A 23442-nucleotide genomic window follows, 5' to 3' on the forward strand; every position below is an offset into this window, starting at 1 on the left:
GTGCGCGTCCCACGCGGCACCACCGTCAGCGGGGCGGCACCGGTCACGCGGGACGCCGGCGTCGACGGGCGAGACGCCCACGTCCGTGAGCAGCGCCGCGATGTGTGGGAGACGCCGCCGGATCTCGCGGCGTCGCAGTGACTGCGGGGCGTCTCGAGCGGACGGGGGCGTCTCGAGCAGACGCGGGCGTCTCGAGCGGACGGGGGCGTCTCGAGCAGACGGGGGCGTCTCGACGACGCCCCCGCCCCACCACCGGGAACGAGAGCGGGGCCGTGCGGCGCGCACGCGCAGCCAGCACGGCCCCACCGGTCGCGGGTGCTGCCCCCACAGCGGCACCCGCGATGTCGACGGGCTCAGCGAGCGTCGTCGACGTCCTTGGCGAGCGTCCCGAGGTAGAGCTCGATGACCTTGGGGTCGTCGGCGAGCTCCTTCCCGGTGCCCGAGTAGGCGTTCCGCCCCTGGTCGAGGACGTAGCCGCGGTCACAGATCTGCAGGCAACGGCGGGCGTTCTGCTCGACCATGATCACGGAGACGCCGGCCTTGTTGATACGGCGGGTGCGGATGAAGGTCTCGTCCTGACGCACCGGCGACAGGCCCGCGCTCGGCTCGTCGAGCAGCAGCACCTTCGGGTCCATCATCAGCGCCCGTGCCATCGCGACCGACTGCCGCTCACCGCCGGAGAGCGACCCGGCACGCTGGCCCTTGCGCTGCCCGAGCACGGGGAACAGGTCGTAGATGACCTCGAGCCGCTCGCTGAACTTCTTCGGCCGCAGGTACAGCCCCATCTGCAGGTTCTCCTCGATGGAGAGCGACGGGAACACGTTGTTCGTCTGCGGGACGAAGCCGACCCCGGCCTGCACGAGCTTGTTCGCCTTGAGGTTCGTGATGTCCTCGCCCTGCAGCGTCACGGACCCCTCTCGGACGTTGACCAGGCCGAACAGCGCCTTGAGGAGCGTCGACTTGCCGGCACCGTTCGGGCCGATGATGCCGATGAGCTCGCCCGGGTAGCAGACCAGGTCGCAGCCGTTGAGGATGTTCACGCCCGGCAGGTACCCGGCGACCAGGTCGCTGGCCCGCATGACCGGTTCCACGGTCGCCGTCGCACCCGCACTGGAGGCCCGGCTCACGCCCGCCTCGTTCGTCGCGTCCGTCATCGGGTCGCCTTCCCTTCGTCGGCGGCGTCCGCCGCGTCCTCGTCTGCGACCTCGTCGGCGAGTTCCTCGTAGGTCTCCTCGGTGAGGAGCGAGTCGTCACCCAGGTCGGTGTCGTGGTGGGCGCCGAGGTAGGCGTCGATCACGGCCTGGTCGTCCATCACGGTGGCGGCCGGGCCCTCGGCCACGACCTTGCCCTCGGCCATCACGACCACCCAGTCGGAGATGTGCCGGACCATGTGCATGTCGTGCTCGACGAACAGCACGGTCATGCCGTCGTCGCGCAGGGACTGGATGTGCCCGAGCAGCGACTGGGTCAGCGCCGGGTTCACGCCGGCCATCGGCTCATCGAGCATGATCATCGTCGGGTCGGACATCAACGCGCGGGCCATCTCGAGGAGCTTGCGCTGGCCACCGGAGAGCGACCCGGCGTAGTCGTCCTTCTTCTCGAGGAGCTTGAAGCGGTCGAGCAGGTCCTCCGCCTTCGCGGTGATCTCCTTCTCGCGCTTCGACCACACCGGCCGGACGAGTGCGGCGAAGAAGTTCTCCCCCGGCTGGTCCTTCGCGCCGAGCAGCATGTTCTGCATCACGGTCAGGCGGGACAGCGCCTTCGTGAGCTGGAACGTGCGGACCATGCCGGCACGAGCGACCTTCGCAGCACCCGTGTTGCCGAGCGTCCGCCCGTTGAACTGCCACCGAGCGTCCTTCCCGCTCGACGGCTTGTCGAAGCCGGTCAGCAGGTTGAAGAACGTGGTCTTGCCGGCACCGTTCGGGCCGATCAGGGCCGTGATCTGGCCGCGCTGCACCTCGAGGTGGTCGACGTCGACCGCGGTCATGCCGCCGAACTTCCGGGTGATGTTGTCGACGGTGAGGATGGCGTCGGGCTTCGCGGCACCCGGGACGCGCTGGATGGTGGTCGGGTCAGACACTGAACGTCAGCTCCTTCTTGTTCCCGAGGAGTCCCTGCGGGCGGAAGACGATGAGGAGCATGAGCGCGACGCCGACGAGCACGTAGGAGAACTGCTCGGCCTGCTGCGCGTTCATGATCGAGTTCGGGATGAAGTCACCCGCGAGCGTGCGGATGAAGAGCCGGAGGACGAAGAACAGCACCGACCCGAGCACCGGGCCGAACACCGTCGCCGCGCCGCCGAGGATGAGCGCCGTCCAGATGAAGAACGTCATCGACCGGCCCATCGCGTCCGGCTGCACCGAACTCGGCAGGACGTAGATGACGCCGCCGAGCGCGCCGAGTGCGCCACCGAAGACGAGCGCCTGCATCTTGTACGAGTAGACGTTCTTGCCGAGGGAGCGGACGGCGTCCTCGTCCTCGCGGATCGCCTTCACGACGCGGCCCCAGGGGCTGCGCATGAGCAGGAACAGCACGAGGGTGAACAGGGCGACGAGGCCCCAGCCGACGATGCGGATCCACCAGCCGTTCACCCCGTTGTTCGAGTACGTGAACCAGAGGATCGTCGTGGTGCCGTCCGGCAGGAAGCTCAGCGCGTTGAAGGGTTCGCGGTAGCTGGAGCCGGTGATGCCGTTCGAACCGCCGGTGGTGTCGGTGAGCAGGCTGGACCGACCGACCATGCGGATGATCTCGGCGCCCGAGATCGTCACGATCGCCAGGTAGTCCCCGCGCAACCGCAGGGTCGGGATGCCGAGGATGATCGCGAACACGATGGCGATCGCGAGCGCGACGAGCACCGCCAGGCCGAGGGGCAGGCCGTTCGTGATGGAGATCGCGAAGCCGTACGCGCCGAGCAGCAGGAACGCCGCCTGACCCATGTTGACCAGGCCGGTGAGGCCGAAGTGCACGTTGAGGCCGATCGCGGCGAGGGCGAACGCCGCGGTCGTGGGGGCGAGGGCTTCCTGCGTCAGGGAGCTGAGGAGTTGGAGGATGTAGTCCATGCGGGTGCTCCCTTAACCGATCCGCTCGGCACGGCCGAAGATGCCCTGCGGCCGGAACAGCAGGATGAGGATGAGGATGACGAGGGCGGTGGCGTACTTGAAGTCACCGGGCAGCACCAGGTTCGTGAGCTCCACGACGATGCCGATGATCATCGAACCGACGAGTGCGCCGTAGGCCGTCCCGAGACCACCGAGGGTCACGGACGCGAACATCAGGAGCAGGAGCTGCAGACCGGTCTGCCAGTTCACGCCGTTGAGCACCAGGCCGAGCATCACGCCGGAGAGCCCGGCGAGACCGGCGGCGAGCGTCCACACGAAGCGGATCACCCGGTCGACGTCGATGCCGGAGGCCGCGGCGAGCGCCGGGTTGTCCGACACGGCGCGGGTGGCACGGCCGAAGCGGGTCTTCGCGAGGAACAGCCCCGTGCCGATGAGGACCACGAGGGCGATGCCCATCGCGACGTAGGACTGCACGGTGAGGGTGATGCCGGCGAAGGTCACCGTCTCGGGGTTGCCCTGCTGGATGCGGACGGTCGAGGCGCCGAAGAAGTACTGGAAGGCGTACTGCGCGGCGATCGAGAGGCCGATCGTCACGATCATGAGCTGGGTGAGGCTGATCCGGCGCTTGCGGAGCGGCTTCCAGATGCCGGCGTCCTGCAGGTACCCGGAGGCGGCGCAGAGCAGCACCGTGACGATCCCGGCGAGCCAGATGTTCCATCCGAGCTGATTCGCGAAGACGTAGGCCAGGAGTCCGCCGAGGGTGACCTGCTCGCCGTGCGAGAAGCTCGACAGTCCGGTCGTGCCGTAGATCAGCGAGAGGCCGATCGAGGCGAGGGCGATGAGCAGGCCCAGGCGGATGCCGGAGGCGAACTGCTGCCAGAACCGGGCGGCCGTGACGCTGGTGGTGGCGGTGTCGGTCGTGGCGCCCTCCTGGTCGGAGAGCTGGAAGATCGTGCCGGCGTTGGCGTTCAGGTTCCCCTGGACGGTGCGGGCGGCGTCCTTCGCATCGGTCAGGTACTGCCCCTTCGGCAGGGAGTCCTGGTCGACCTTGACGGTGTACGACCCAGCTGCCGGGATGCTGACGGACCAGCGTCCGTCGGCGTTCGTTGTCGAGGAGCCGGTGAACGAGCCGGGTCCGGTGACCGCCACGGCGACGCCCTCGGTGGGCTTCCGGTCGGAGTCGAGGATGGTGCCTTGGATGCAGCCGTTCAAGGTGCTGACGACACAGGGCCCGGTGCTCGCGGGCGCGCTGCTGGAGCTGGGGCTGCTGGTCGCTGCGTCGGCGACGGGCGTGAGTGCCCAGTCGACCGCGAAGGTGGCGAGGAAGGCGAGGAAGAGCACGGCGGCGAGGACCAGGCGACGGCGGCCTGGTGCCCCGCGGCGGAGTCGGTGCGCGAGCACTGACCCCGGCGGAGTGATGGAACCCACGGATGAGCCTCTCGTTCGGATAGTCGAGGACCCTAGGGATTTTTTGTGTCCCCCGTGTTTCCGGCACGTTCCCTGCACAAATCGTGCCGGAACCGTGATGTTGCTCAGGCGCGTCGATTTGCAATCCCGAGACGAGCCTCCCGTCCGGCCGGTACAGCGACTTGGGAGGCGACCGGAATGGCGCGCGCAGCCCGCGCGTTACCATGTCCTATCCGGAGCCCACCGCAGCGTTCCCGGTGTCTCGACCACTTGTCGCGCCCACGAAGGGGACCCATGGACCAGCCGGATCCGTTCGGATTCATCGGACTCACGTACGACGACGTCATGCTCCTGCCGGGGCACACCGACGTCATCCCGAGCGAGGCGTCCACGGCGTCCCGGCTCACCAAGCGGATCTCGGTCAACGTGCCGCTGCTCTCCGCCGCGATGGACACCGTCACCGAGTCGCGCATGGCCATCGCCATGGCGCGCCAGGGCGGCATCGGGATCCTGCACCGCAACCTGTCGATCGCGGACCAGGCGGCCTACGTCGACAAGGTCAAGCGCTCCGAGTCGGGCATGATCACCAACCCGGTGACCACCACGCCCGACGCCACCGTGGCCGAGGTCGACGCGCTCTGCGGGCAGTTCCGCGTCTCCGGTCTGCCGGTGGTCGAGGCCGACGGCACGCTCGTCGGCATCATCACGAACCGGGACATGCGCTTCGTCGCCTCGTTCGAGCAGGCCACCACCTCCGTGCGCGACGTGATGACCAAGGCACCGCTGATCACCGCGATGGAGGGCATCGACCCCGAAGAGGCGATCGCCATCTTCGCGCAGCACAAGATCGAGAAGCTGCCGCTGGTCGACGCCGAGGGCAAGCTCCGCGGCCTCATCACCGTCAAGGACTTCGACAAGAGCGAGCAGTACCCGGACGCCACGAAGGACGACGAGGGCCGACTCCGCGTCGGTGCCGCGATCGGCTTCTTCGGGGACGCCTGGCAGCGTGCCGAGGCTCTGCGTGACGCCGGCGTCGACGTGCTCGTCGTTGACACGGCCAACGGCGAGAGCGAAGGCGTGCTCGACATGGTCCGACGCCTGAAGGCCGACCCGACGTTCGACGCGATCGACGTCATCGGCGGCAACGTCGCCACCCGCGCGGGTGCCCAGGCGCTCATCGACGCCGGTGTGGACGCCGTCAAGGTCGGCGTCGGCCCGGGCTCGATCTGCACCACCCGGGTCGTCGCCGGTGTCGGCGTTCCGCAGGTGACCGCCGTGTACGAGGCCTCCCTCGCCGCACGCGAAGCCGGTGTGCCGGTCATCGCCGACGGTGGCCTGCAGTACTCCGGCGACATCGCGAAGGCCCTGGTGGCCGGCGCCGACACCGTCATGCTCGGCTCGCTGCTGGCCGGCACCGACGAGTCCCCCGGTGACCTGGTGTTCGTGGGGGGCAAGCAGTTCAAGGCCTACCGCGGCATGGGGTCCCTCGGGGCCCTGCAGACCCGTGGCAAGAAGACCTCGTACTCGAAGGACCGCTACTTCCAGGCCGACGTGCCGAACGACGACAAGCTCATCCCGGAGGGCATCGAGGGCCAGGTGCCCTACCGCGGTTCGGTCGGCAACGTCGTCTACCAGCTCACCGGTGGGCTGCGGCAGTCGATGTTCTACGTCGGCGGCCGCACGATCCCCGAGCTCAAGGCCCGTGGCAAGTTCGTCCGCATCACCGCGGCGGGGCTCAAGGAGTCCCACCCGCACGACGTCCAGATGGTCGTCGAGGCGCCGAACTACCGCGGCTAGCCTTCCGCGAAACGCAACGTGGGCGGCGCTCCGCAGCGGTATTCCGCTGCGAAGTGCCGCCCACGTTGCGTTTCGCGAGAGGACTTTCCACAGATCGAAGCGACGAGGCTCACTGCGGCGGTAGCGCTCGCACAGTGGGGTGATGGACGAACCCCCACGACTGCTCCTGCTCCGCTCCAACGACAGCGAGTCGCAACACCGCATCCGGCGCGGGGAACTCGTCCGCGTCACCCACGGCGCCGCCGTCGACGCGACCGCGTGGGAGCGCGCGTCCGTCCGGGAACGCCAACGACTGGTCCTGGAGGCCGTGGTCACCACTGTGGGCGAGTGGCGCGCGCTGTCCCACCGCTCCGCCGGGCTGCTCTGGGGCCTGCCCGACGTCGACCGGCCCGACCCACGGGTGCACGTGACCGATCCCCTCATCGGCACGACCCACTCCGGGCGCCGAGTCGTCCGACATGCAGCGCCCCTGGAGTCCGCTGCCGTGTCGACCGTCGACGGACACCGCGTCACGTCACTCCTCCGTACCGTCGTCGACCTGGCACGCAGCACGTCGTACGAGAACGTCGTCGCGGTGCTCGACCACGTCCTGCACGAGCGCCTGCTCGACATCGACACCCTGCGCCGCGCCTTCGCCGACTGGCCCACGCCTCGGGGCATCACGCGCGCACGTCGAGCACTCCGGTTCGCCGATCCGCTGGCCGAGTCACCGGGTGAGTCGGTGAGCCGCGTCCGCCTCGACGAGGACGGCTTCGCACCGCCGGTCCTGCAGCAGTCCTTCGGGCGTTTCCGGGTCGACTTCTGGTGGCCGCGGTACGGCGTCGTCGGGGAGTTCGACGGGATGACGAAGTACGACGAGCCCGGGGCTGTGCGCGACGAGAAGGCCCGGCAGTCGGCGCTGCTCCTCCGGCACGATGTCCGGACGGTCGTCCGGTGGGGGTGGGTGGAGGTCCGCACCCCGGGTCGCTTGCAGGCTTTGCTGCGGGGTGCGGGCCTCCCGACCGGTCCGTGAGCCTGGCCCGGCCCGCAAAACGCAACCCCGGCGGCGAGGCGCCGCGGTACAGCGCTGCGAGAAGCCGCCGAGGTTGCGTTTTGCGAGGGGCTACGCGCTGCGCCAGTCGTTCGACGTGATGTGGCTGCCGCCGTGGGGGCCCATCTGCAGCATGCCGCCGTCGACGGGCAGCGAGACGCCGGTGATGTACGACGACGCGGGCGAGGCCAGGAACGCCACTGCGGCCGCGATCTCCCACGCGTTGCCCGGACGGCCGAGTGGAACCCCGGGACGGGAGATCGTGTGCGGGTCCTCGTCCTCGGCCCCGGTCATCCGCGTCGCGATCTCGCCCGGGGCGACGGCGTTCGCGGTGATGCCGTGCTCGGCGAGCTCGATCGCGATCGTCTTGAGCAGTCCGCCGAGCCCGTGCTTGGCGGCGTCGTACGCACTCGAGCCGTAGCGGGGCTGGTGCTCGTGGACGCTCGTGATGCCGATGATCCGGCCGCCGGTGCCCTGCGCGACCATGCGCCGAGCAGCAGCCTGGATCGTGACGAACGCGCCATCCAGGTCGGTGGACACGGTGTGCCGCCACTGGTCGAGCGTCATGTCGAGGAACGGCGCGTTGTCGCCCGTGCCTGCGTCAGCGACGATGACGTCCACACCGCCGAGCTGCTCCGCGAGCCGCTCGATCACCGCGCCGGCGCTCGCGAGGTCGGTGACGTCGATCTGCTCGACGAACGCCTGACGGCCCTCTGCGCGGATCTCCTCCGCGGTCTCCTGGGCACGATCGGGCTCGGACAGGTACGTGATGCCGACGTCCATCCCGGCAGCCGCGAGGGCGACGGCGGTGGCGCGTCCGATACCGGATTCTGCACCGGTGACGATGGCCCGGGAGGGCCGGAACTGGGTGGTCGAAGATGGCTCGCTCATGCCTCGGGAACGTACGCCGGGCCTCCCCGACGTCCGTCCGGAACCGCGGAGACCGTCCAGACGGACTTCTCATCAGGGGTTCCGGTGAGGCTGTTCAGAAGAGTCACGGCTCTGTAACGAAACATCCAGGTGTGTACTTCCGTCACACGGGCGAAACACATCGACCCTAGTTTTCTCCACATCCCACGCGGAGACGCCGCGCTCGACCCGATGCGGTAGGGCCTCTGCGCAGAGAAAGGGTTCCACGGATGATCAGAACCACCCGCGCCACCACGGCGCTGGCACTGGCGGGAGCTGCAGCGGTGCTCCTCGCCGCCTGTTCCACCTCGAGCAACGCCGGTGGCGGCTCCTCCGAGTCGGCTTCGGCCGGCGGTGCGAAGAAGGACCCGGCCGCGAGCTGCCAGGCCCCCTCGTCGCCCAGCACCGACGCTCTGAAGATCGGCACGATCCTGCCGCTGACCGGATCGCTCGCCTACCTGAACCCGCCCGCCGAGTCCGGCGTCGGCCTCGCGGTCGAGGACATCAACTCCGGCGGCGGCGTGCTCGACAAGGACGTCACGATCGACCCTGCCACCGACTCCGGTGACAGCAACGACATGACCGTCTCGAGCTCGGCCGCGACGAAGCTCGTCAACGCCAAGGTCCCCGTCGTCATCGGCGCCGAGTCCTCGTCCGTCACGCTCAACGTGATCGACCAGCTCACCAGCAACTGCATCGTCCAGGTCTCGCCGGCCAACACCGCGACCGACCTGTCCGGGTACTCCTCGCACTACTACCGCACCGCTCCGCCGGACTCGGTGCAGGGCTCCGCGCTCGGCCAGCTCGTCACGGGTGACGGCAACGCCAAGGTCGCGTTCCTCGTCTTCAACGACACGTACGGCACCGGCCTCCGCAACTCCGTCCAGGAGGCCGTCGAGGCCGCCGGCGGCCAGGTCGTCTACGGCGCCAAGGGCAAGGGCCAGGAGTTCCCGCCCGGACAGACCACGTTCTCGTCCGAGGTGACCGCGGCACTCGCCGCGAAGCCCGACGCGATCGTCGTGCTCGCCTTCGACGAGACGAAGTCGATCATCCCCGAGCTCGTCTCGCAGGGGAACAAGGCGAAGATCTACATGTCCGACGGCAACACCGCGGACTACTCGAAGGACTTCGACAAGGGCACCCTCGACGGCGCCCAGGGCACCATCCCCGGTGCCAGCCCGAAGGACGAGCTGAAGCAGCGTCTGGTGGAGTTCTACAAGAAGTCCTCCGGCAAGGACCTCGCCGACTTCTCGTACGCGGCTGAGTCCTACGACGCCACGACCATCGCCGCCCTCGCCGCGGTGAAGGGCAAGGGCACCGACTCCGGCACCATCCAGGCCAACATGGCTGCGGTGTCCGGCGCCGACGGTGGCACCGAGTGCGCGACGTTCAAGGAGTGCAAGGCTCTGCTGGACGACGGCAAGGACATCCACTACACCGGTCCGTCCGGCATCGGCCCGTTCGACAAGAAGAACGACCCGTCGAGCGCCTACATCGGCATCTACAAGTTCGACTCGGACAACAAGCCGGTCTACCAGAGCGCCATCCAGGGCTCGGTCTCGAAGTAACCGCACCAGCACCACGACGGCCCCCGGGAGCAGCAGCTCCCGGGGGCCGTTCGCGTGCGCCGGGTGGTCCCTGCATGCGCGCGAGACGGTGGCGTCGCCAGAGGACGCCGCGATGCCGCCGAAACACCGCCGACTCCGCGGCGTCTCGCAGCGGTCGCGGCGTCTCGCACACACGGCGGCGTCTCGCACACACGGCGGCGTCTCGCACACACGGCGGCGTCTCGCACAGACGGGGGCGTCTCGGGCAGACGGCAGACTGGAGGCCCGGGGAGACCCGGTGGACCGCCTACGCCCCGGCGTCCGCCACCTCAGGCACCGGGGTGCGTCGCACACGCCGCGCCGCCGTGAACGAGTCCACCGTGAGCACCACGAGCGCGACCCACACGATCGCGAAGCCGACCCACCGCGAGCCCGACATCGCCTCGTGCTGGATCGTCACCCCGACCACGAGCTGCATCACCGGCGTCAGGTACTGCGTCAGCCCGAGCGTGGAGAGCGTCAGCCGCCGAGCGGACGACGCGAAGAGCAGGAGCGGCACAGCCGTCGCCGGTCCCGCGCCGATCATGATGAGCGTGTGCAGCCAGCCCTCGCCGCCGAGGGTCACGCCGCCGGCCAGACCCGTGGTGCCCAGGACGACGAGCACCCCCACCGCGAGCGGCGTCAGCCACATCGTCTCGATCGTGAGTCCGCTGAGCGCGTCGACCGTGCCACCGACCCGCTTCTTCACGAGCCCGTACAGCCCGAACGAGAAGGCCAGGGTGAGCGAGATCCACGGGACCCGCCCGTAGCCGACCGCGATCACGACGACCGCCACCACGCTGATCCCGACCGCTGCCCACTGTGCCGGCCGGAGTCGCTCGTGGAGCAGGACGACACCGAGCGCGATCGTCACGAGCGGGTTGATGAAGTACCCGAGCGCGGCCTCGACCGTGTGCCCGGTCGTCGTCGCGGCGACGTACACGGTCCAGTTCACCAGGATCAGGACGGCGGCGAGTGCCAGGACGGCCATCACGCGGCGGTCGGCGAGCAACGCCCGGGTCCGGAGCCACGTCCGCGTCACGGCGATCGCGATCGCACAGAACCCGAGGCCGAAGACGATGCGCCAGGCGACGATCTCGAACGGCCCGGCCGGTGCCATCGCGGCGAACAGGAGCGGCATCAACCCCCAGAGACCGTAGGCGATGACGGCCTGCACGACGCCGACGGACGCCTCGCTGCGCGCGGGGCGCGTGGGACTCGGTTCACTCACGGAACCATCCTAGGAAGGCGAGCCGAGGTCGGGTGCTGGTGGCGGGCCTCCCGGCGGACGACGAAACGCCCCGTCGGCCAGGCCGACGGGGCGTTTCGTGGAGCGGGTGTCAGTGCTCGATGACCGCGAGGACGTCGCGGGCGGAGAGGACCAGCAGGTCCTCGCCCGAGTACTTGACCTCGGTGCCGCCGTACTTCGAGTAGATGACCTTGTCGCCGACGGCGACGTCGAGCGGCACGCGGTTGCCGTTGTCGTCGATACGACCGGGGCCCACGGCGACGACCTCGCCCTCCTGGGGCTTCTCCTTCGCGGTGTCCGGGATGACCAGACCGGACGCGGTGGTCTGCTCCGCCTCCACCTGACGGATGACGATGCGATCTTCGAGCGGCTTGATGCTGACGGCCACGGTGACCTCTTCTTTCTCGGTACGTGTTCGGTACTGACGAAAACCGGGTTGGCACTTCCCTCGGGAGAGTGCCAACCCCAACTGTAGGACGTCACTGGCACTCGGTCAATCCGAGTGCCAGTGCTCCACGGTCGTGTCCGCCGCCTGGGAGGATCAGGGCATGGACGCCGCCGAACTCACCCAGCTGCTGACCCCGGCCGGGATGGACCTGCTCGACCGTACGCCCTCGGTCTCCGACGGCGGCGAGATCGTCCGGGTGGTGTCGCGGCTGCGGGCCGAGGGGCACGACCCGGCCCTGGTGGCGGCCGTCCTGACCCAGGCGAAGCTCCGGCAGAAGGCCCGCGGCAAGTTCGGCGAGTTCGCCGCCCGCATGCTCTTCACCGAGGCGGGCCTCGAGCAGGCCACCCGGCTGCAGGTCGCCGCGCAGCACGCCGGACGCTTCGCCGCCGCCGGCCTGCAGCGGGTCGCGGACCTCGGCTGCGGGATCGGTGGTGACGCGTTGGCCATGGCCGCGCTCGACCTCGACGTCACCGCGGTCGACCGTGACGAGGTGACGGCGGCCGTCGCGACGCACAACCTGGCCCCGTGGCCGAACGCCCGCGTCGCGCTCGGTGACGCCGCCTCGTTCGACCTGTCCGCCGTCGACGGGGTCTGGATGGACCCGGCCCGCCGCACGAGCGGGCACTCGGACACCCGCCGTCTGGCCGACCCCGACGACTGGTCGCCCTCACTCGACACGGTGATCGCGGCCGCCACGACGACCCCGACCGGGGTGAAGCTCGGCCCGGGCATCGACCGTGACCTGATCCCCGACACCGCCGAGGCGCAGTGGACCTCCGTCGACCGGGAGGTCGTCGAACTCGCCCTGTGGTTCGGCCCGCTCGCCCGCCCCGGGATCCGCCGTGCCGCGACCGTCGTCGGCCCGCACGGCATCGCGGAACTGACGGGCGCAGCCGATGCCGAGGACGTCGAGGTCGGCGCGCTCGGTGCCTACCTGTACGAGCCGGACGGCGCCGTGATCCGCGCACGGCTGATCGGGGACCTCGCACGCTCGATCAACGGCCGGATGCTCTCCGAGGGCATCGCGTACATCACGTCCGACCGGGCCCTCGTCACGCCGTTCGCGCAGGGGTTCCGGGTGCTCGACACCATGCCGCTCGACGTCAAGCGCCTGGCTGCGCGTCTGGCCGCGGACGACATCGGCACCGTGGAGATCAAGAAGCGCGGGGTCGACGTGGACCCGGCCGAGTTCCGCAAGCGGTTGCGTCTGCGGGGCCGTGGGAGCGTGACGCTGGTGCTCACCCGACTGGAGGGACGACACACTGCCGTCCTGTGCGAACGGCTCACCGACGTGGCCGGCTGAGCAGAGGGCGCAGCACGCGGGGTCGGGCTCAGCCGACGGGGTCGGGCGCAGCCCACGGGTCGTCGCGCGAGCCCCGAGGTCAGGCGACGACGGCGCCGGTACCGCCGCCGGAGCCGTCCCAGCCGGTGCCGCCCGTCTGGGGGATCGATGAGGCGATGGCGATGATCGCGATGACGATCAGGACGAAGAGCGCGGTCAGGATCCAGCCGCCGATGATGCCGGCGAGTGCCAGGCCGCGGCCCTGCTCCCCCGTCTGCTTGATACGGCCGAGGGCGACGTGCCCCAGGATCGCGCCGACCGGGCTCGTGAGGATCACCAGCAGCGGGAAGACCAGGCCGCCGAACGCGAAGACGATCGACAGGATCGCGAGGGTGCTCGTCCTCTGCGGGGCGTACGGGTTGTGCGTGCTGGCCCGGTAGGGGTCGTGCACCCCGGGGTTGCCGTACTGCGGAGCGGCGTACGGGTCCTGCTGGGCGTACGGGTTCTGCTGAGCGGCACCGTACTGGCCGTACTGCTGCGACCGGCCGTACTGCCCCGGCTGGCCGTACTGCCCCGGCTGCTGCCACCCCTGGCTCTGCTGCCCGGACGGGTACTGCTGCCCCTGCCGGGGCGTCTCGTCCGGCTTCGATCGGTCGTTCAGATCGGACACGTTGCACCCTCCTGACGGCCGCTCGACCGCCGTCCCCGATCCTCCCACACGGCGCCCGGAGGGACCCGGGCGTCGGGCTCAGACCTGGACGGTCGTCACCGGCAGGGTGGAGTCCGCCGCGATGCCCAGGGCACTCGGCGCGTGCCCCTCGGCGACGAGCCGTGCCCCGACGGCCGCGATCATCGCGCCGTTGTCCGTGCACAGGTCGAACGGCGGGATGCGCAGCGCGACACCGGCGGCAGCGCACCGTTCCTCGGCGACCTGCCGCAGCCGGGCGTTCGCGACCACCCCGCCGCCCAGCAGCAGCCGGTCGACGCCGGTGTCCCGGCAGGCGTTCAGGGCCTTGGTCAGCAGGACGTCGACCACGGCCTCCCGGAAGCTCGCGGCGACGTCGGCCACGGGGACCTCGCGGCCCTCGTCACGGCAGCGCTCGACCCAGCGGGCGACGGCGGTCTTCAGCCCGGAGAACGAGAAGTCGTACCGGTGCGCCGCCATGTCCTTCGGCAGCGTCAGGCCGCGCGGGAACCGGATCGCGGTGGGGTCGCCGTCCGCCGCGGCCCGGTCGATCTGCGGTCCGCCGGGGTAGGGCAGCCCGAGGAGTCGGGCGACCTTGTCGAACGCCTCGCCCGCCGCGTCGTCGATGGTCTCGCCGAGGAGCTCGACGTCTCCGACCAGGTCCCGCACGAGGAGCAGCGACGTGTGCCCGCCGGAGACCAGCAGGGCCACGGTCGGCAGGTCGATCTCGGATCCGTCCGGTCGCAGGACGTCCGCGCCCACGTGACCGACCAGGTGGTTCACGCCGTACAGCGGCTTGCCGGTCGCCACGGCGAGCGCCTTCGCGGCGCCGACCCCGACCATCAGGGCACCGGCGAGCCCCGGACCCGCCGTCACGGCGACGGCGTCGAGCTCGTCGAGGGTGACACCGGCCTGTTCGAGTGCCTGCTGCAGGGTCGGGGTCATCGCCTCGAGGTGCGCCCGTGCGGCGACCTCGGGGACGACTCCGCCGTAGCGGGCGTGCTCGTCCATGCTCGACGCGATGACGTTCGCGAGCAGGGTGGTGCCGCGGACGATGCCGACGCCGGTCTCGTCGCAGCTCGTCTCGATGCCGAGCACCAGGGGTTCAGTCGCGCTCATCGAGCGCCTCCTGTCCGATCGGGCCCGGGGCGGACCGGGTCGCGGGCTCCAGTGCTGCACGCATCACCCACGCGTCGACCCCGTCGGGCTGGTAGTACCGCGGCCGGGTTGCGATGTGCTCGAACCCGAAGCCGGTGTACATGGTCTGCGCGACGGGGTTGTCGGCGCGGACCTCGAGGAAGACCTCGTGGACGCCGCGGCGTCGGGCTTCGTCGAGGAGCTCGGTGAAGAGCACCCGGCCGAGGCCCCTCCCCCGCTGCTCGGCGGCGACCGCGATGGTCTGCACGTCGGCCACCGGGTTGCCGGGCAGCGACGACAGTCCCGCGTACCCGACGACCGTCGGCACCGCGCCCTCGTCGGTCGTCTCGACCACGACGTAGTAGCCGTGCGGTGAGTACAGCTCTGCGGACATCTGCGACGTCGACCACGCGTCGGTCGGGAACGAGGCGCGTTCGAGCCACATGACGTCGTCGAGGTCCTGGGGGTGCGCCCGACGGATCCGCAGACCCTCCGGCAGCGCGGTCACCGAGCCACCCGCTTCGGCGCACCGGGCACCGTCACGTCGGGTTCGCGCAGGTACACCGGCGTGTCCGCGGCCAGGGGTGCGCCGGAGGTGAGCCGGTCCGCGGCGAGCACCCCGAGCCTCCCGGCCGGGATGGTGACGGCGGTGTGACGGGGCCAGTCGACGAGGTCGGGACGGGAGGCCCCCAGCACGTCGTCCAGGTCCGCCGGCCGGGCGAGACCCGGCCCGGCGACACGGACGCCGTCGGCGTCGTACGCGCTCCACGCGACCTCACGGCGGCGGGCGTCCGTCAGGACGACGAGCGGACCCTGCTCACCGGCGGCCACGGCGTCGTGGCTGACCAACGGCAGGAACGGGACACCGCGGGCAGCGGCGAAGGTGCGGGCGGCGGCGATGCCGACACGGAGGCCGGTGAACGGTCCGGGGCCCATGCCGGCGACGACGCCCGTGACGTCCGCGGGCGTGATGCCGGCGGCACGCAGGACCTCGTCGAGGAACGGCCCGATCACCTCGGCGTGACGGCGGGTGTCCTCGGTCCCGCGCTCGGCGAGGACCTGGCGGGTCGCCGGGTCGACGACGGCGACCGAGGTCCCGGCGGAGGTGTCGATCGCGAGCAGCACCCGACCATCGTAGGCGCGACGGCAGGTCGGGCAGCGTGGTCCGCACGGAGCGACAGCGCCCGGGCCGTCGACCGCGAGGGCCGTCGACCAGCGCGGATCCGGCTTCCGCGACGGGCCTCCGGGGACGAAGATGGAACTCCCCCACCCCGATCGGGCAACACCAATCGTGCCCAGCAACCATCCCCCGCCAGACGCCGCCGCCGAGCTCGGTCGCCAGTTCGACCTGCACGGCCGCCGCATCCTGCGCTACCTCGCCCGCCGCACCGACCTGCAGAGCGCCGAGGACATCCTCAGCGAGACGTTCGTCACGGCCCTGGTGCGGTGGGGTTCGTTCGACCCGGAGCGGCAGGAGCCGTTGCCGTGGCTGTTCGGCATCGCGACGAACCTGCTCAGCCGACACTGGCGCTCGCAGCGGCGGACGCTCCGGGCGATGTCCCGTTCCGCGACACCGGAGCACGTCGAGGACGAGACCGGCGACCGCGTCGACGTGCAGCGTGCCGTGCAGGCGGTGGTCCGGGAGCTCGACCGGATGCGCCCCGCGGTCCGGGACACCGTGCTGCTGTACGCGTGGGCCGAGCTCACCTACGAGCAGATCGCGGCGGCGACGGGCGTCCCCGTCGGGACCGTCCGCTCCCGACTGAACCGCGCCCGCACGGCCCTCCGTGCCGTCCCGGGCGCCGCCGACTCCCTGAACGGACCCCTCCATGTCTGATGACGACCTCTCCACCCTCCGTCTGCTGCGGCAGGACGACGTGCCGCCCGAGGTCCTCGACGCGGCGCTCGACCGTGCACGCATGCGGTTCGACGCCGCCGCGCAGGCCGCGACGGTGACCGCCCCGGGGACGGGAGGCGCGGGTCCGGCCCGCACCGTCCCTCCCGTCCGTCCCCGTCGTCGGTTCCGCCCCGTCCTGGTCGCCGGTGCCGCGGTGGTGCTCGCCGGCGGCCTGGTCGCCTCCGGGATCGGGATCACGCACTGGTCGTCGCCCGCGCCGGCTGCTGCGGCCACGTTGCGCGAGGCCGCCCGTGCCGCCGCCGACGACCGGGCACCCGTCGGCGCCTTCACGAAGGTGGTCGAGACCGAGCGGGCGCTCGGGTACGCGACCTCGGACGGGGAGCACTACGACGAGGGGTACCTGGCGCCGACGACGAGCACGACGTGGGTGCCGGCCGACGTGTCCGGCACCTGGGTCCGCGAGACGTGGTCGGGGCCGGCGACGACCTTCTACGGCGGCGCCGCTGCCCGGAAGGCCGCGGCGGACGACTACGCGACCGAGGCGCACCGCGACGACCCCCGGTGGGAGCGTGCGGTCGGCGGGGACTTCACGGTCGGCGAGCTGGGCGGGGTCCGACCGGGCACGCTGACGGTGGCGGACATCGAGGGCCTGCCCCGCGATCCCGATGCCCTCGTCCGCCGGATCGAGGACGCACCCCGAGCGGTGGACACGACGGACGCGGAGCACGTGTTCGACACCGTCCAGGAGCTCCTCCGGACCGGACTGGTACCCGCCGACCTCCGCGCGGCGATGTACGAGGCACTGGCGACCCTGCCGGGCATCGTCGTCACCGAGGAGCAGGCGTCACTCGACGGTCGGGTCGGGACGGCCGTCGGGCTGCCGGCACGCACCGGTGGGGAACGCCAGGACGTGATCATCGACCGGACGTCCGGCACCTACCTCGGCGAACGGACCGTGCAGACGCAGCGGAACGGCAGCATCCCCGCGGGGACGCTGATCGACTCGGTGTCCGTCCGGGTCCTCCCGGTGGACGACCAGCCCTGACGGGTTCCGGGCGGGGGCGGACGGGCGACCTGCTCCCGTCCGCCCACCGCTCACAACCGCGGGTCGACCGCCTCGGACTCCATCGCGAGCACCCCGAACACGGCCTGGTGCACGCGCCACAGCGGCTCACCCTCGACGAAGCGTTCGAGCGACTCCAGCCCGAGGGCGTACTCGCGGAGCGCCATCGACCGCTTGTGTCCGAGGTCCCGGTCCTTCAGCCGCGCCAGGTTGCCGGGCTCGGTGTACTCCGGCCCGTAGATGATCCGCAGGTACTCCCGCCCGCGGACCTTCACGCCCGGCTGCACGAGCCCCTTCGGCCCCCGGGTCAGGTTCGACTCGGGCTTCACGACGGCGCCCTCACCGCCGGCGCCGGTGCGTTCCTGCCACCACTCGGTCCCGGCCGCGCAGCTGGCCTCGTCGCGCACGTCGACGAGCAGTGACCGGGTCGCGCGCACCACGTCCGGTGCAGCGGCAGCCAGCCGGTCGGCGATCGCCATGTGCCAGCCGTGCGGCCGGTCGGCGAACGTCCGTCCCTCGGCCGCGAGGACCTGGAACGGCGCGAACCGCACGTCGTCGAGGCCGGTCGCCGGGTCGGCGTACCGCCGGTAGGACTCGGTGTAGGCGGTCGCGTCGACCGCGCGCTGCTCGGTCCGGGCCAGCAGGTCGGTGACGTCGACCCCGCTGTCCCGGGCTGCGGCGAGCGCGGCCAGGGCGTCCGGGAACGCCCCGCCAGCAGCGGCGCCCACCTCGGCGTACCAGTCGCGGATCATGCCCTCGGCCTTGACCGCCCACGGCAGCACCTCGCCGTCGAGCAGCAGCCAGTCGGTGTCGAGCTCGTCCCAGAGGCCAGCTGCGTCGACGGCCGCGTCGAGCCGTCCGAGGAAGGTCCGGGTGCCCGCGGCACCGAAGAACGCCCGGCCGGTGCGAGTCGTGACGACGCCGTTCCAGTCGGCCGCAGCACCGAACCGAGCGGGGTCGCGTGCGAGCAGCACGGTCCCGCGGGAGCCCATGTGCTTCTCCTCCATCCGGACCTGGTCGACGCCCTGGCCCCGGTAGTAGGCGAACGCCTCGTCCGGGTGCTCCAGGTGGTCCGGGCGTGCAGAGGTCGCGACCGGGCTCATGGTCGGCGGCAGGTACGGCAGCCAGCGCGGGTCGACGGCGAAGCGGCTCATCACCTCGAGGGCGCCGGCGGCGTTCTCGGCGCGGATGCCGATCCGGCCGTGGTGCCGGGTCTCGACGATCTGTTTACCGGTGACGTCCTCGATCGGCAGCAGTCCGGGGACGCGACGCGGTGCGGCGGGGCCGGCCACGGGCCTCCCGGCCGGACTGGAGGCACGCCCCGCGTCCGCACCGTCGGCACCTGTCGTCGACGTGCCCGGTCCGCGCAGCGGCTCGAGCGGCTTGGCGGCTTCGTAGTGGACCCGCTCGGCGTCGACCTGGACGACCTCGCGCTCGGGGTAGCGCAGCGCGGAGAGCTTGCCGCCGAACACGCACCCGGTGTCGAGGCACATGGTGCCGTTGATCCACTCGGCGTCGACGGTCGGGGTGTGCCCGTACAGGACCATCGCCGATCCGCGGTAGTCGTCGGCCCACGGCAGGCGGACGGGCAGGCCGTACTCGTCGCTCTCCCCGGTGGTGTCACCGTAGAGCGCGAAGGACCGCACCCGGCCGGAGGCCCGGCCCTGGTACTGCTCCTTCAGCCCGGCGTGGGCGACGACGAGCCGGCCGTCGTCGAGCACCAGGTGGCCGACGAGGGCGCGGCAGAACTCGCGGACCTCGTCGCGGAAGGCGTCCGGCTCGGCGGCGAGCTGGGCGAGGGTCTCGGCGAGCCCGTGCGCGGTCTGCACCTTGCGGCCGTCGAGCGCGCGGACGAGCTTGTCCTCGTGGTTGCCGGGCACGGCGAGGGCGTGGCCGTTCCGCACCATGCCCATCACGAGGCGGAGGACGCCCGGGGAGTCCGGTCCGCGGTCGACCAGGTCGCCGAGGAACAGCGCCTGACGGCCCTCCGGGTGGACGGCGTCGACGGGGCGACCGAGGTCGTCGCGGACCAGGCTCCAGCCGAGCCGACCGAGGAGCGACTCGAGCTCGGAGCGGCAGCCGTGCACGTCCCCGATCACGTCGAACGGGCCGTGCTCGCCCGTCCGGTCGTTGAGCAGGGGCTCGCGGACGATCGTGGCGGCGGCGATCTCGTCCTCGCCGTGCAGCACGTGGACGCGGCGGAAACCCTCCTTGCCCAGGCCCTTGAGCCCGCGCCGGAGCTGTCCCTGCTGGCGGCGGATGACCTCGGGTCCGAAGTCCCGACCGGTGCGGGCGGCGTTCCGGGCGACGCAGACCGGCTCGGGGACGTCGAGGACGATCGCGACCGGCAGGACGTCGTGCGCGCGGGCGAGCTCCACGAAGTCGCGGCGGGCCTCGGCCTGGACGTTCGTCGCGTCGACGACGGTGAGCAGTCCGGCGCGCAGACGCTGCGCGGCGACGTGCTTCAGGGCCTCGAAGGCGGCCGGGGTCGCGGCCTGGTCGTCCTCGTCGTTCGAGACGAGGCCGCGGAAGAAGTCGCTCGACAGGGTCTCGAACCGGCCGAAGTGCTGCGCGGCGAACGTGGACTTGCCGGAGCCGCTCGTGCCGACGAGGAGCACCAGGGACATGGTGGGGACGGTCAGGGCGGTCATGCGGCGGTGCCTCCGGTCGTCGTGCTGATGGTCGTCAGGCTGCCGTTCGTCGGGCTGCTGGTCGTGTGGCGGCGGAACAGGGCGAGCTGCGTGGGTGGGCCGACCTCGGGGTCGTCGTCACCGACGGGTCGGTGCTCGACCGTGTAGCCGTGCCGGTCGGCGACGGCCTGCGCCCAGGTGCGGAACTCGTCGCGCGTCCACTCGAACCGGTGATCCGGGTGTCGGAACCGGCCGGCCGCCAGCGAGGCGAAGCGGACGTTGTGCTCGGCGTTCGGGGTGGTCACGACGACGGCTGCGGGTCGGGCGGCCAGGAACACCGACGCCTCGAGCGCCGGCAGTCGCTCGGGGTCGACGTGCTCGACGACCTCCATGAGCACCACCGCGTCGAGTCCGGCGATGCGGTCGTCGGAGTACGTGACCGACGACCGCAGCAGCCGCACCCGGGCACGCTGCTCGTCGCTGACGTCGTCGAGCCGCAGGCGCCGCTCGGCTCGTGCGAGTTCGCGGGGTGCCACGTCGGTGCCGATGATCGTCGTGAACGACCGGTCGGCGAACAGGTGTCGGAGCAGGGCACCCTCGCCGCAGCCGACGTCGGCGACGGTGTGGGCCTGCACGTCGGCGAGCGCCGTCAGGACGGCCTCGGCACGGCGCCGGTACAGGGGCGTCTCGCGAGCCGACGTCCCGTCGTCGTCCGCGGACGCCTCGTCGACGGGCGCGTCCACCGCCCCGCCGTCCCCGGCCGTGCCGTCGAGCCCCAGCAGCCGGGACGTCGCATCGTCCACGAGCGACCGCTGGTGCGCGAGCGACCGGGTGGTGATGAGCTCCCGGAGCGGGTGCTCGGCGAGCCACCCCTCGCCCCGGCGGAGCAGCATGCCGACCTCGTCGTCCCCGACCCAGTAGTGCTTGGCGTCGTCGAGCACCGGCAGCAGCACGGTGAGCTGCCGCAGCGCGTCCGAGAGCCGGACCCGCCCGCGGAGCCGCAGGCCGACCGTGGCGGCGTCGCCCCACTCCGGTCGCGTGTCGTCGAGCGGTCGCCGGGTCTCGTCGACGTCCCAGCCGAGGGGCGCGAACAGCCGCGAGGCCAGGCCGACGCCGTGCTCGTCGACCTCGCTCGGCACGCTGGTCAGGGCGAGCTCCAGGTCCATCGGTGCGGCCGCGCGCTCCGGCCGGGAGGCGCTGCGCCCGCCCATCGCACTACGGAACACCTGCCCGATCGCGAGGGCGAGCATCGAGGTGGAGGCGTACGGCCGGTCGTTCACGTACCGGGACAGGGCCTGCGCGTCCGCGCCGTACCGCTTGCTGCGCGCGAGGGCGATCGCGTCGACCTCGAGCAGCAGGGCGGCGGAGCACACGTCCGGGGTGTCCACGGGGTAGAAGACGTGCGCCGTGCCGACGCTGAGGTCGAAGGACTGTGCCCGACGGGGGTGCTTGTGCAGCAGGTGGGAGAGGTCCGGGGCCGCGTCGCCGCGGGTGGTGATGGTCACGAGCATGCGCGTGGCCTCCGATCGTCGTCGTCCGGCACCGCTGCCGGCCGGCTGGTCCGAGGCCGGAGAGCGAGCCTAGTACCAGCGAACGGCGCACAGGGAACGTCAGCAGACTGGGACGTCGACCGTCCCGCCGACCCCGGCACCGGTCCGCCACAGGAGACCCACGCCGGGTCCCGGACAGGAGGCCCGTGATGGTCGTCTACGACAGCCGCCCGACCCGACGTGCCCGGCAGGTCGTCGCCGACGTGCTCGTCCTGGTCGGCATGGTCCTGGCGGTGGTCATCGGCCGCGACGTCGCCGGTTCGATCGCGCGGCTCGCCACGATCGGAACGCGCGTGCAGTCCGAGGGGTCGGCGTTCCAGCAGCAGCTGTCTGCCACCGCCCGGGCACTGTCGCGGATCCCGCTGGCCGGCGACGCCGTCAGTGCGCCGCTCCGGAAGGCGAGCGAGCACGCGGGCGCCGTCGCTGCCGCGGGCGCCCAGCAGCACGACACCGCACTGCACCTCGCGCACCTGGTCGGCGGAGGCCTGACCGTGGTCGTCATCGCGCTCCTGCTGCTGGTGTGGACGCGGACCCGTGGGCGTTTCGTCCGGGTGGCGACCGCGACCAGTCGGGTCGACCGGTCGCCGGACGGGGCGGAGTTGCTCGCGCTCCGGGCACTCGTCCGCCGGGACGCGGTCGTCGCCCTCGGCCCCGGTGTGGTGGACCGGTGGCGTGGGCGGGACCCGCAGACGGTGGCGGCGCTGGCGGACCTCGAGCGTCGGAGCTGTGGCCTCCGGACCCGAGCGGCGGCTCGTCGCTGAGCGGTCCGCTCGTCCTTGTCGGTGCTCTGCTGCGGCGCTACCGTCGAGACACCGACGAAGGAGTCCGCCGTGCCCGCTCGGTTCGTGTACTGGATGAACGTCTCGCTCGACCTGCTCATCGAGCGCGACCGTGACGACCACAGCGGCCTGGACGGCCCGGACTGGCTGCACATCGACGAGCCGCTGCACCGGGAGTTCAACGACCGGGCACGGTCCATGTCGATGTTCGTCGAGGGCCGGGTCGTCCGCGACTTGATGGACCCTTTCTGGCCCGACGCCCGGCACGACGATTCACTGCCGCAGTGGTTGCGCGAGTTCGGCGAGGTCTGGACCGACATCCCGAAGGTCCTGGTGTCCCGGACCCGGACGAGCGCCGAGCACCACACGCGCGTCATCGGCGGGGACGACGCGATCGAACAGCTCGCGGCCCTCCGCCGGGAGTCCCAGGGGGACATCGCGGTCGGCGGTGCCACCCTCGCCACGCAGCTGCTCGCCGCCGGGCTCCTCGACGAGCTGCTGCTCTACACGCACCCCGCGGTCCTCGGCACCGGCCGGCCGCTCTTCGACGAGCCGGTCGCGGAGCCCCTGCTGCTCGACCTGCTCGAACAGCGTTCCTTCCACAACGGCGTGACCCTCACCCGGTACGCGATCACGGGATCCGCCACGTGAACGCCCTCCGGGCCGCAGCGTCCTGTGTCTCGGACGCGGTCCCCTGCGACGACGGCGGCGGGACGATGGACGGCACCGGGGTGTTCGTCCTGGTCGCCGTCGTCGTCGCAGTCGTGGTGCTGTTCGGCGTCGTGCTGCTCGGGCGCCGTCGCTGACGCGATGCCCGATGCTCCACCTGACCGGTGAGGTCGAGGGCGCCTGACTCGGGTTCGGGTCACGTGGCAGGCGCCCTCGCGCTACGACGCCGTCGGGTTCGACGTACGATCACGACGAGGCCGGCCCGGTAATGGGGGACGGGCATGCCGCGGCTAGGGACCGCGGA

General features: G+C 71.5%; 22 protein-coding genes. 9 read left to right on the plus strand and 13 right to left on the minus strand.

The genetic code is table 11. The features are described from left to right. Window positions 1–353 precede the first annotated feature (353 nt). From DEJ25_RS00625 to DEJ25_RS00640, 4 genes are read right to left on the minus strand one after another with little or no spacing between them, the layout of a single operon-like run. Complete coding sequence (locus tag DEJ25_RS00625; RefSeq protein WP_375334525.1) at window positions 354–1154, minus strand: ABC transporter ATP-binding protein; 801 nt, start codon at window positions 1152–1154, stop codon at window positions 354–356. Further along, a complete protein-coding gene (locus DEJ25_RS00630) occupies window positions 1151–2080 on the minus strand; it encodes an ABC transporter ATP-binding protein (RefSeq protein ID WP_110903513.1) in 930 nt (309 codons plus the stop codon). Before DEJ25_RS00630 ends, DEJ25_RS00625 begins: the two co-directional genes overlap by 4 nt. Then, window positions 2073–3059 (minus strand): branched-chain amino acid ABC transporter permease, encoded by a 987-nt coding sequence (locus DEJ25_RS00635; RefSeq protein WP_111043461.1) that lies wholly within the window; start codon window positions 3057–3059, stop codon window positions 2073–2075. Before DEJ25_RS00635 ends, DEJ25_RS00630 begins: the two co-directional genes overlap by 8 nt. A 12-nt stretch (window positions 3060–3071) precedes the next feature. Then, complete coding sequence (locus DEJ25_RS00640; protein ID WP_258366383.1) at window positions 3072–4487, minus strand: branched-chain amino acid ABC transporter permease; 1416 nt, start codon at window positions 4485–4487, stop codon at window positions 3072–3074. A gap of 273 nt (window positions 4488–4760) precedes the next feature. Here DEJ25_RS00640 and guaB point away from each other — a divergent pair, with 273 nt between their 5' ends. Together guaB and DEJ25_RS00650 are read left to right on the plus strand one after the other, a co-directional pair. After that, a complete protein-coding gene (guaB, locus tag DEJ25_RS00645; RefSeq protein WP_111043462.1) occupies window positions 4761–6263 on the plus strand; it encodes an IMP dehydrogenase in 1503 nt (500 codons plus the stop codon). A gap of 142 nt (window positions 6264–6405) precedes the next feature. Beyond that, window positions 6406–7275 carry a hypothetical protein gene (locus tag DEJ25_RS00650; protein ID WP_146240593.1) on the plus strand — a complete coding sequence of 290 codons (870 nt, stop codon included), beginning with the start codon at window positions 6406–6408 and terminating at the stop codon, window positions 7273–7275. 90 nt (window positions 7276–7365) lie between these two features. Here DEJ25_RS00650 and DEJ25_RS00655 read toward each other — a convergent pair whose 3' ends face one another. Then, the gene (locus DEJ25_RS00655; RefSeq protein ID WP_111043464.1) at window positions 7366–8184 is read right to left on the minus strand and encodes an SDR family oxidoreductase; all 819 of its coding nucleotides are present in this window, start codon (window positions 8182–8184) and stop codon (window positions 7366–7368) included. Window positions 8185–8432: 248 nt separating this feature from the next. Here DEJ25_RS00655 and DEJ25_RS00660 point away from each other — a divergent pair, with 248 nt between their 5' ends. After that, window positions 8433–9770, plus strand: coding sequence for an ABC transporter substrate-binding protein (locus tag DEJ25_RS00660; RefSeq protein ID WP_110903518.1), 1338 nt, complete (start codon window positions 8433–8435; stop codon window positions 9768–9770). Window positions 9771–10056: 286 nt separating this feature from the next. Here the strand turns inward: DEJ25_RS00660 and rarD are convergent, their stop codons facing one another. Next, a complete protein-coding gene (rarD, locus tag DEJ25_RS00665) occupies window positions 10057–11019 on the minus strand; it encodes an EamA family transporter RarD (RefSeq protein WP_111043465.1) in 963 nt (320 codons plus the stop codon). A gap of 109 nt (window positions 11020–11128) precedes the next feature. Further along, window positions 11129–11425: a co-chaperone GroES gene (groES, locus tag DEJ25_RS00670; RefSeq protein ID WP_071292506.1), complete on the minus strand. Its 297-nt coding sequence runs from the start codon at window positions 11423–11425 to the stop codon at window positions 11129–11131. A gap of 160 nt (window positions 11426–11585) precedes the next feature. On the opposite strand from groES, the gene DEJ25_RS00675 reads away from it, so the two are divergent. Continuing rightward, the gene (locus tag DEJ25_RS00675) at window positions 11586–12788 is read left to right on the plus strand and encodes an SAM-dependent methyltransferase (protein WP_111043466.1); all 1203 of its coding nucleotides are present in this window, start codon (window positions 11586–11588) and stop codon (window positions 12786–12788) included. A gap of 79 nt (window positions 12789–12867) precedes the next feature. On the opposite strand, the gene DEJ25_RS00680 is transcribed toward DEJ25_RS00675, so the two are convergent. The 4 genes from DEJ25_RS00680 to tsaB form a co-directional block, all read right to left on the minus strand. Further along, a complete protein-coding gene (locus tag DEJ25_RS00680) occupies window positions 12868–13437 on the minus strand; it encodes a DUF4190 domain-containing protein (RefSeq protein ID WP_111043467.1) in 570 nt (189 codons plus the stop codon). A gap of 78 nt (window positions 13438–13515) precedes the next feature. Continuing rightward, on the minus strand, window positions 13516–14571 hold the full coding sequence (tsaD, locus tag DEJ25_RS00685; protein ID WP_111043468.1) for a tRNA (adenosine(37)-N6)-threonylcarbamoyltransferase complex transferase subunit TsaD: 1056 nt from the start codon (window positions 14569–14571) through the stop codon (window positions 13516–13518). Then, complete coding sequence (gene rimI / locus DEJ25_RS00690) at window positions 14558–15097, minus strand: ribosomal protein S18-alanine N-acetyltransferase (RefSeq protein ID WP_258366384.1); 540 nt, start codon at window positions 15095–15097, stop codon at window positions 14558–14560. The genes tsaD and rimI overlap by 14 nt, the downstream gene beginning before the upstream one ends. Continuing rightward, the gene (gene tsaB, locus DEJ25_RS00695; RefSeq protein WP_111043469.1) at window positions 15094–15714 is read right to left on the minus strand and encodes a tRNA (adenosine(37)-N6)-threonylcarbamoyltransferase complex dimerization subunit type 1 TsaB; all 621 of its coding nucleotides are present in this window, start codon (window positions 15712–15714) and stop codon (window positions 15094–15096) included. The genes rimI and tsaB overlap by 4 nt, the downstream gene beginning before the upstream one ends. A gap of 166 nt (window positions 15715–15880) precedes the next feature. Between tsaB and DEJ25_RS00700 the strand changes: the two genes are divergently transcribed. Beyond that, window positions 15881–16426 (plus strand): RNA polymerase sigma factor, encoded by a 546-nt coding sequence (locus DEJ25_RS00700; protein WP_181421555.1) that lies wholly within the window; start codon window positions 15881–15883, stop codon window positions 16424–16426. Beyond that, the gene (locus DEJ25_RS00705; protein ID WP_111043471.1) at window positions 16419–17492 is read left to right on the plus strand and encodes a CU044_5270 family protein; all 1074 of its coding nucleotides are present in this window, start codon (window positions 16419–16421) and stop codon (window positions 17490–17492) included. Before DEJ25_RS00700 ends, DEJ25_RS00705 begins: the two co-directional genes overlap by 8 nt. Before the next feature lie 50 nt (window positions 17493–17542). Here DEJ25_RS00705 and DEJ25_RS00710 read toward each other — a convergent pair whose 3' ends face one another. Beyond that, a complete protein-coding gene (locus DEJ25_RS00710; RefSeq protein ID WP_111043472.1) occupies window positions 17543–20161 on the minus strand; it encodes a polynucleotide kinase-phosphatase in 2619 nt (872 codons plus the stop codon). Then, window positions 20158–21651: a 3' terminal RNA ribose 2'-O-methyltransferase Hen1 gene (locus tag DEJ25_RS00715; RefSeq protein WP_111043473.1), complete on the minus strand. Its 1494-nt coding sequence runs from the start codon at window positions 21649–21651 to the stop codon at window positions 20158–20160. The genes DEJ25_RS00710 and DEJ25_RS00715 overlap by 4 nt, the downstream gene beginning before the upstream one ends. A gap of 188 nt (window positions 21652–21839) precedes the next feature. On the opposite strand from DEJ25_RS00715, the gene DEJ25_RS00720 reads away from it, so the two are divergent. The 3 genes from DEJ25_RS00720 to DEJ25_RS16530 all read left to right on the plus strand — a co-directional run bounded on the left by DEJ25_RS00720 (window position 21840) and on the right by DEJ25_RS16530 (window position 23275). Further along, window positions 21840–22451 (plus strand): hypothetical protein, encoded by a 612-nt coding sequence (locus tag DEJ25_RS00720; protein WP_111043474.1) that lies wholly within the window; start codon window positions 21840–21842, stop codon window positions 22449–22451. Window positions 22452–22520: 69 nt separating this feature from the next. Continuing rightward, a complete protein-coding gene (locus DEJ25_RS00725; protein WP_110903529.1) occupies window positions 22521–23120 on the plus strand; it encodes a dihydrofolate reductase family protein in 600 nt (199 codons plus the stop codon). Then, entirely contained in the window at window positions 23117–23275 is a 159-nt protein-coding gene (locus DEJ25_RS16530) for a hypothetical protein (protein ID WP_181427310.1), read from the plus strand. The genes DEJ25_RS00725 and DEJ25_RS16530 overlap by 4 nt, the downstream gene beginning before the upstream one ends. Window positions 23276–23442 lie beyond the last annotated feature (167 nt).

Source organism: Curtobacterium sp. MCPF17_011 (assembly GCF_003234145.1).
Taxonomy (GTDB): Bacteria; Actinomycetota; Actinomycetes; order Actinomycetales; family Microbacteriaceae; genus Curtobacterium.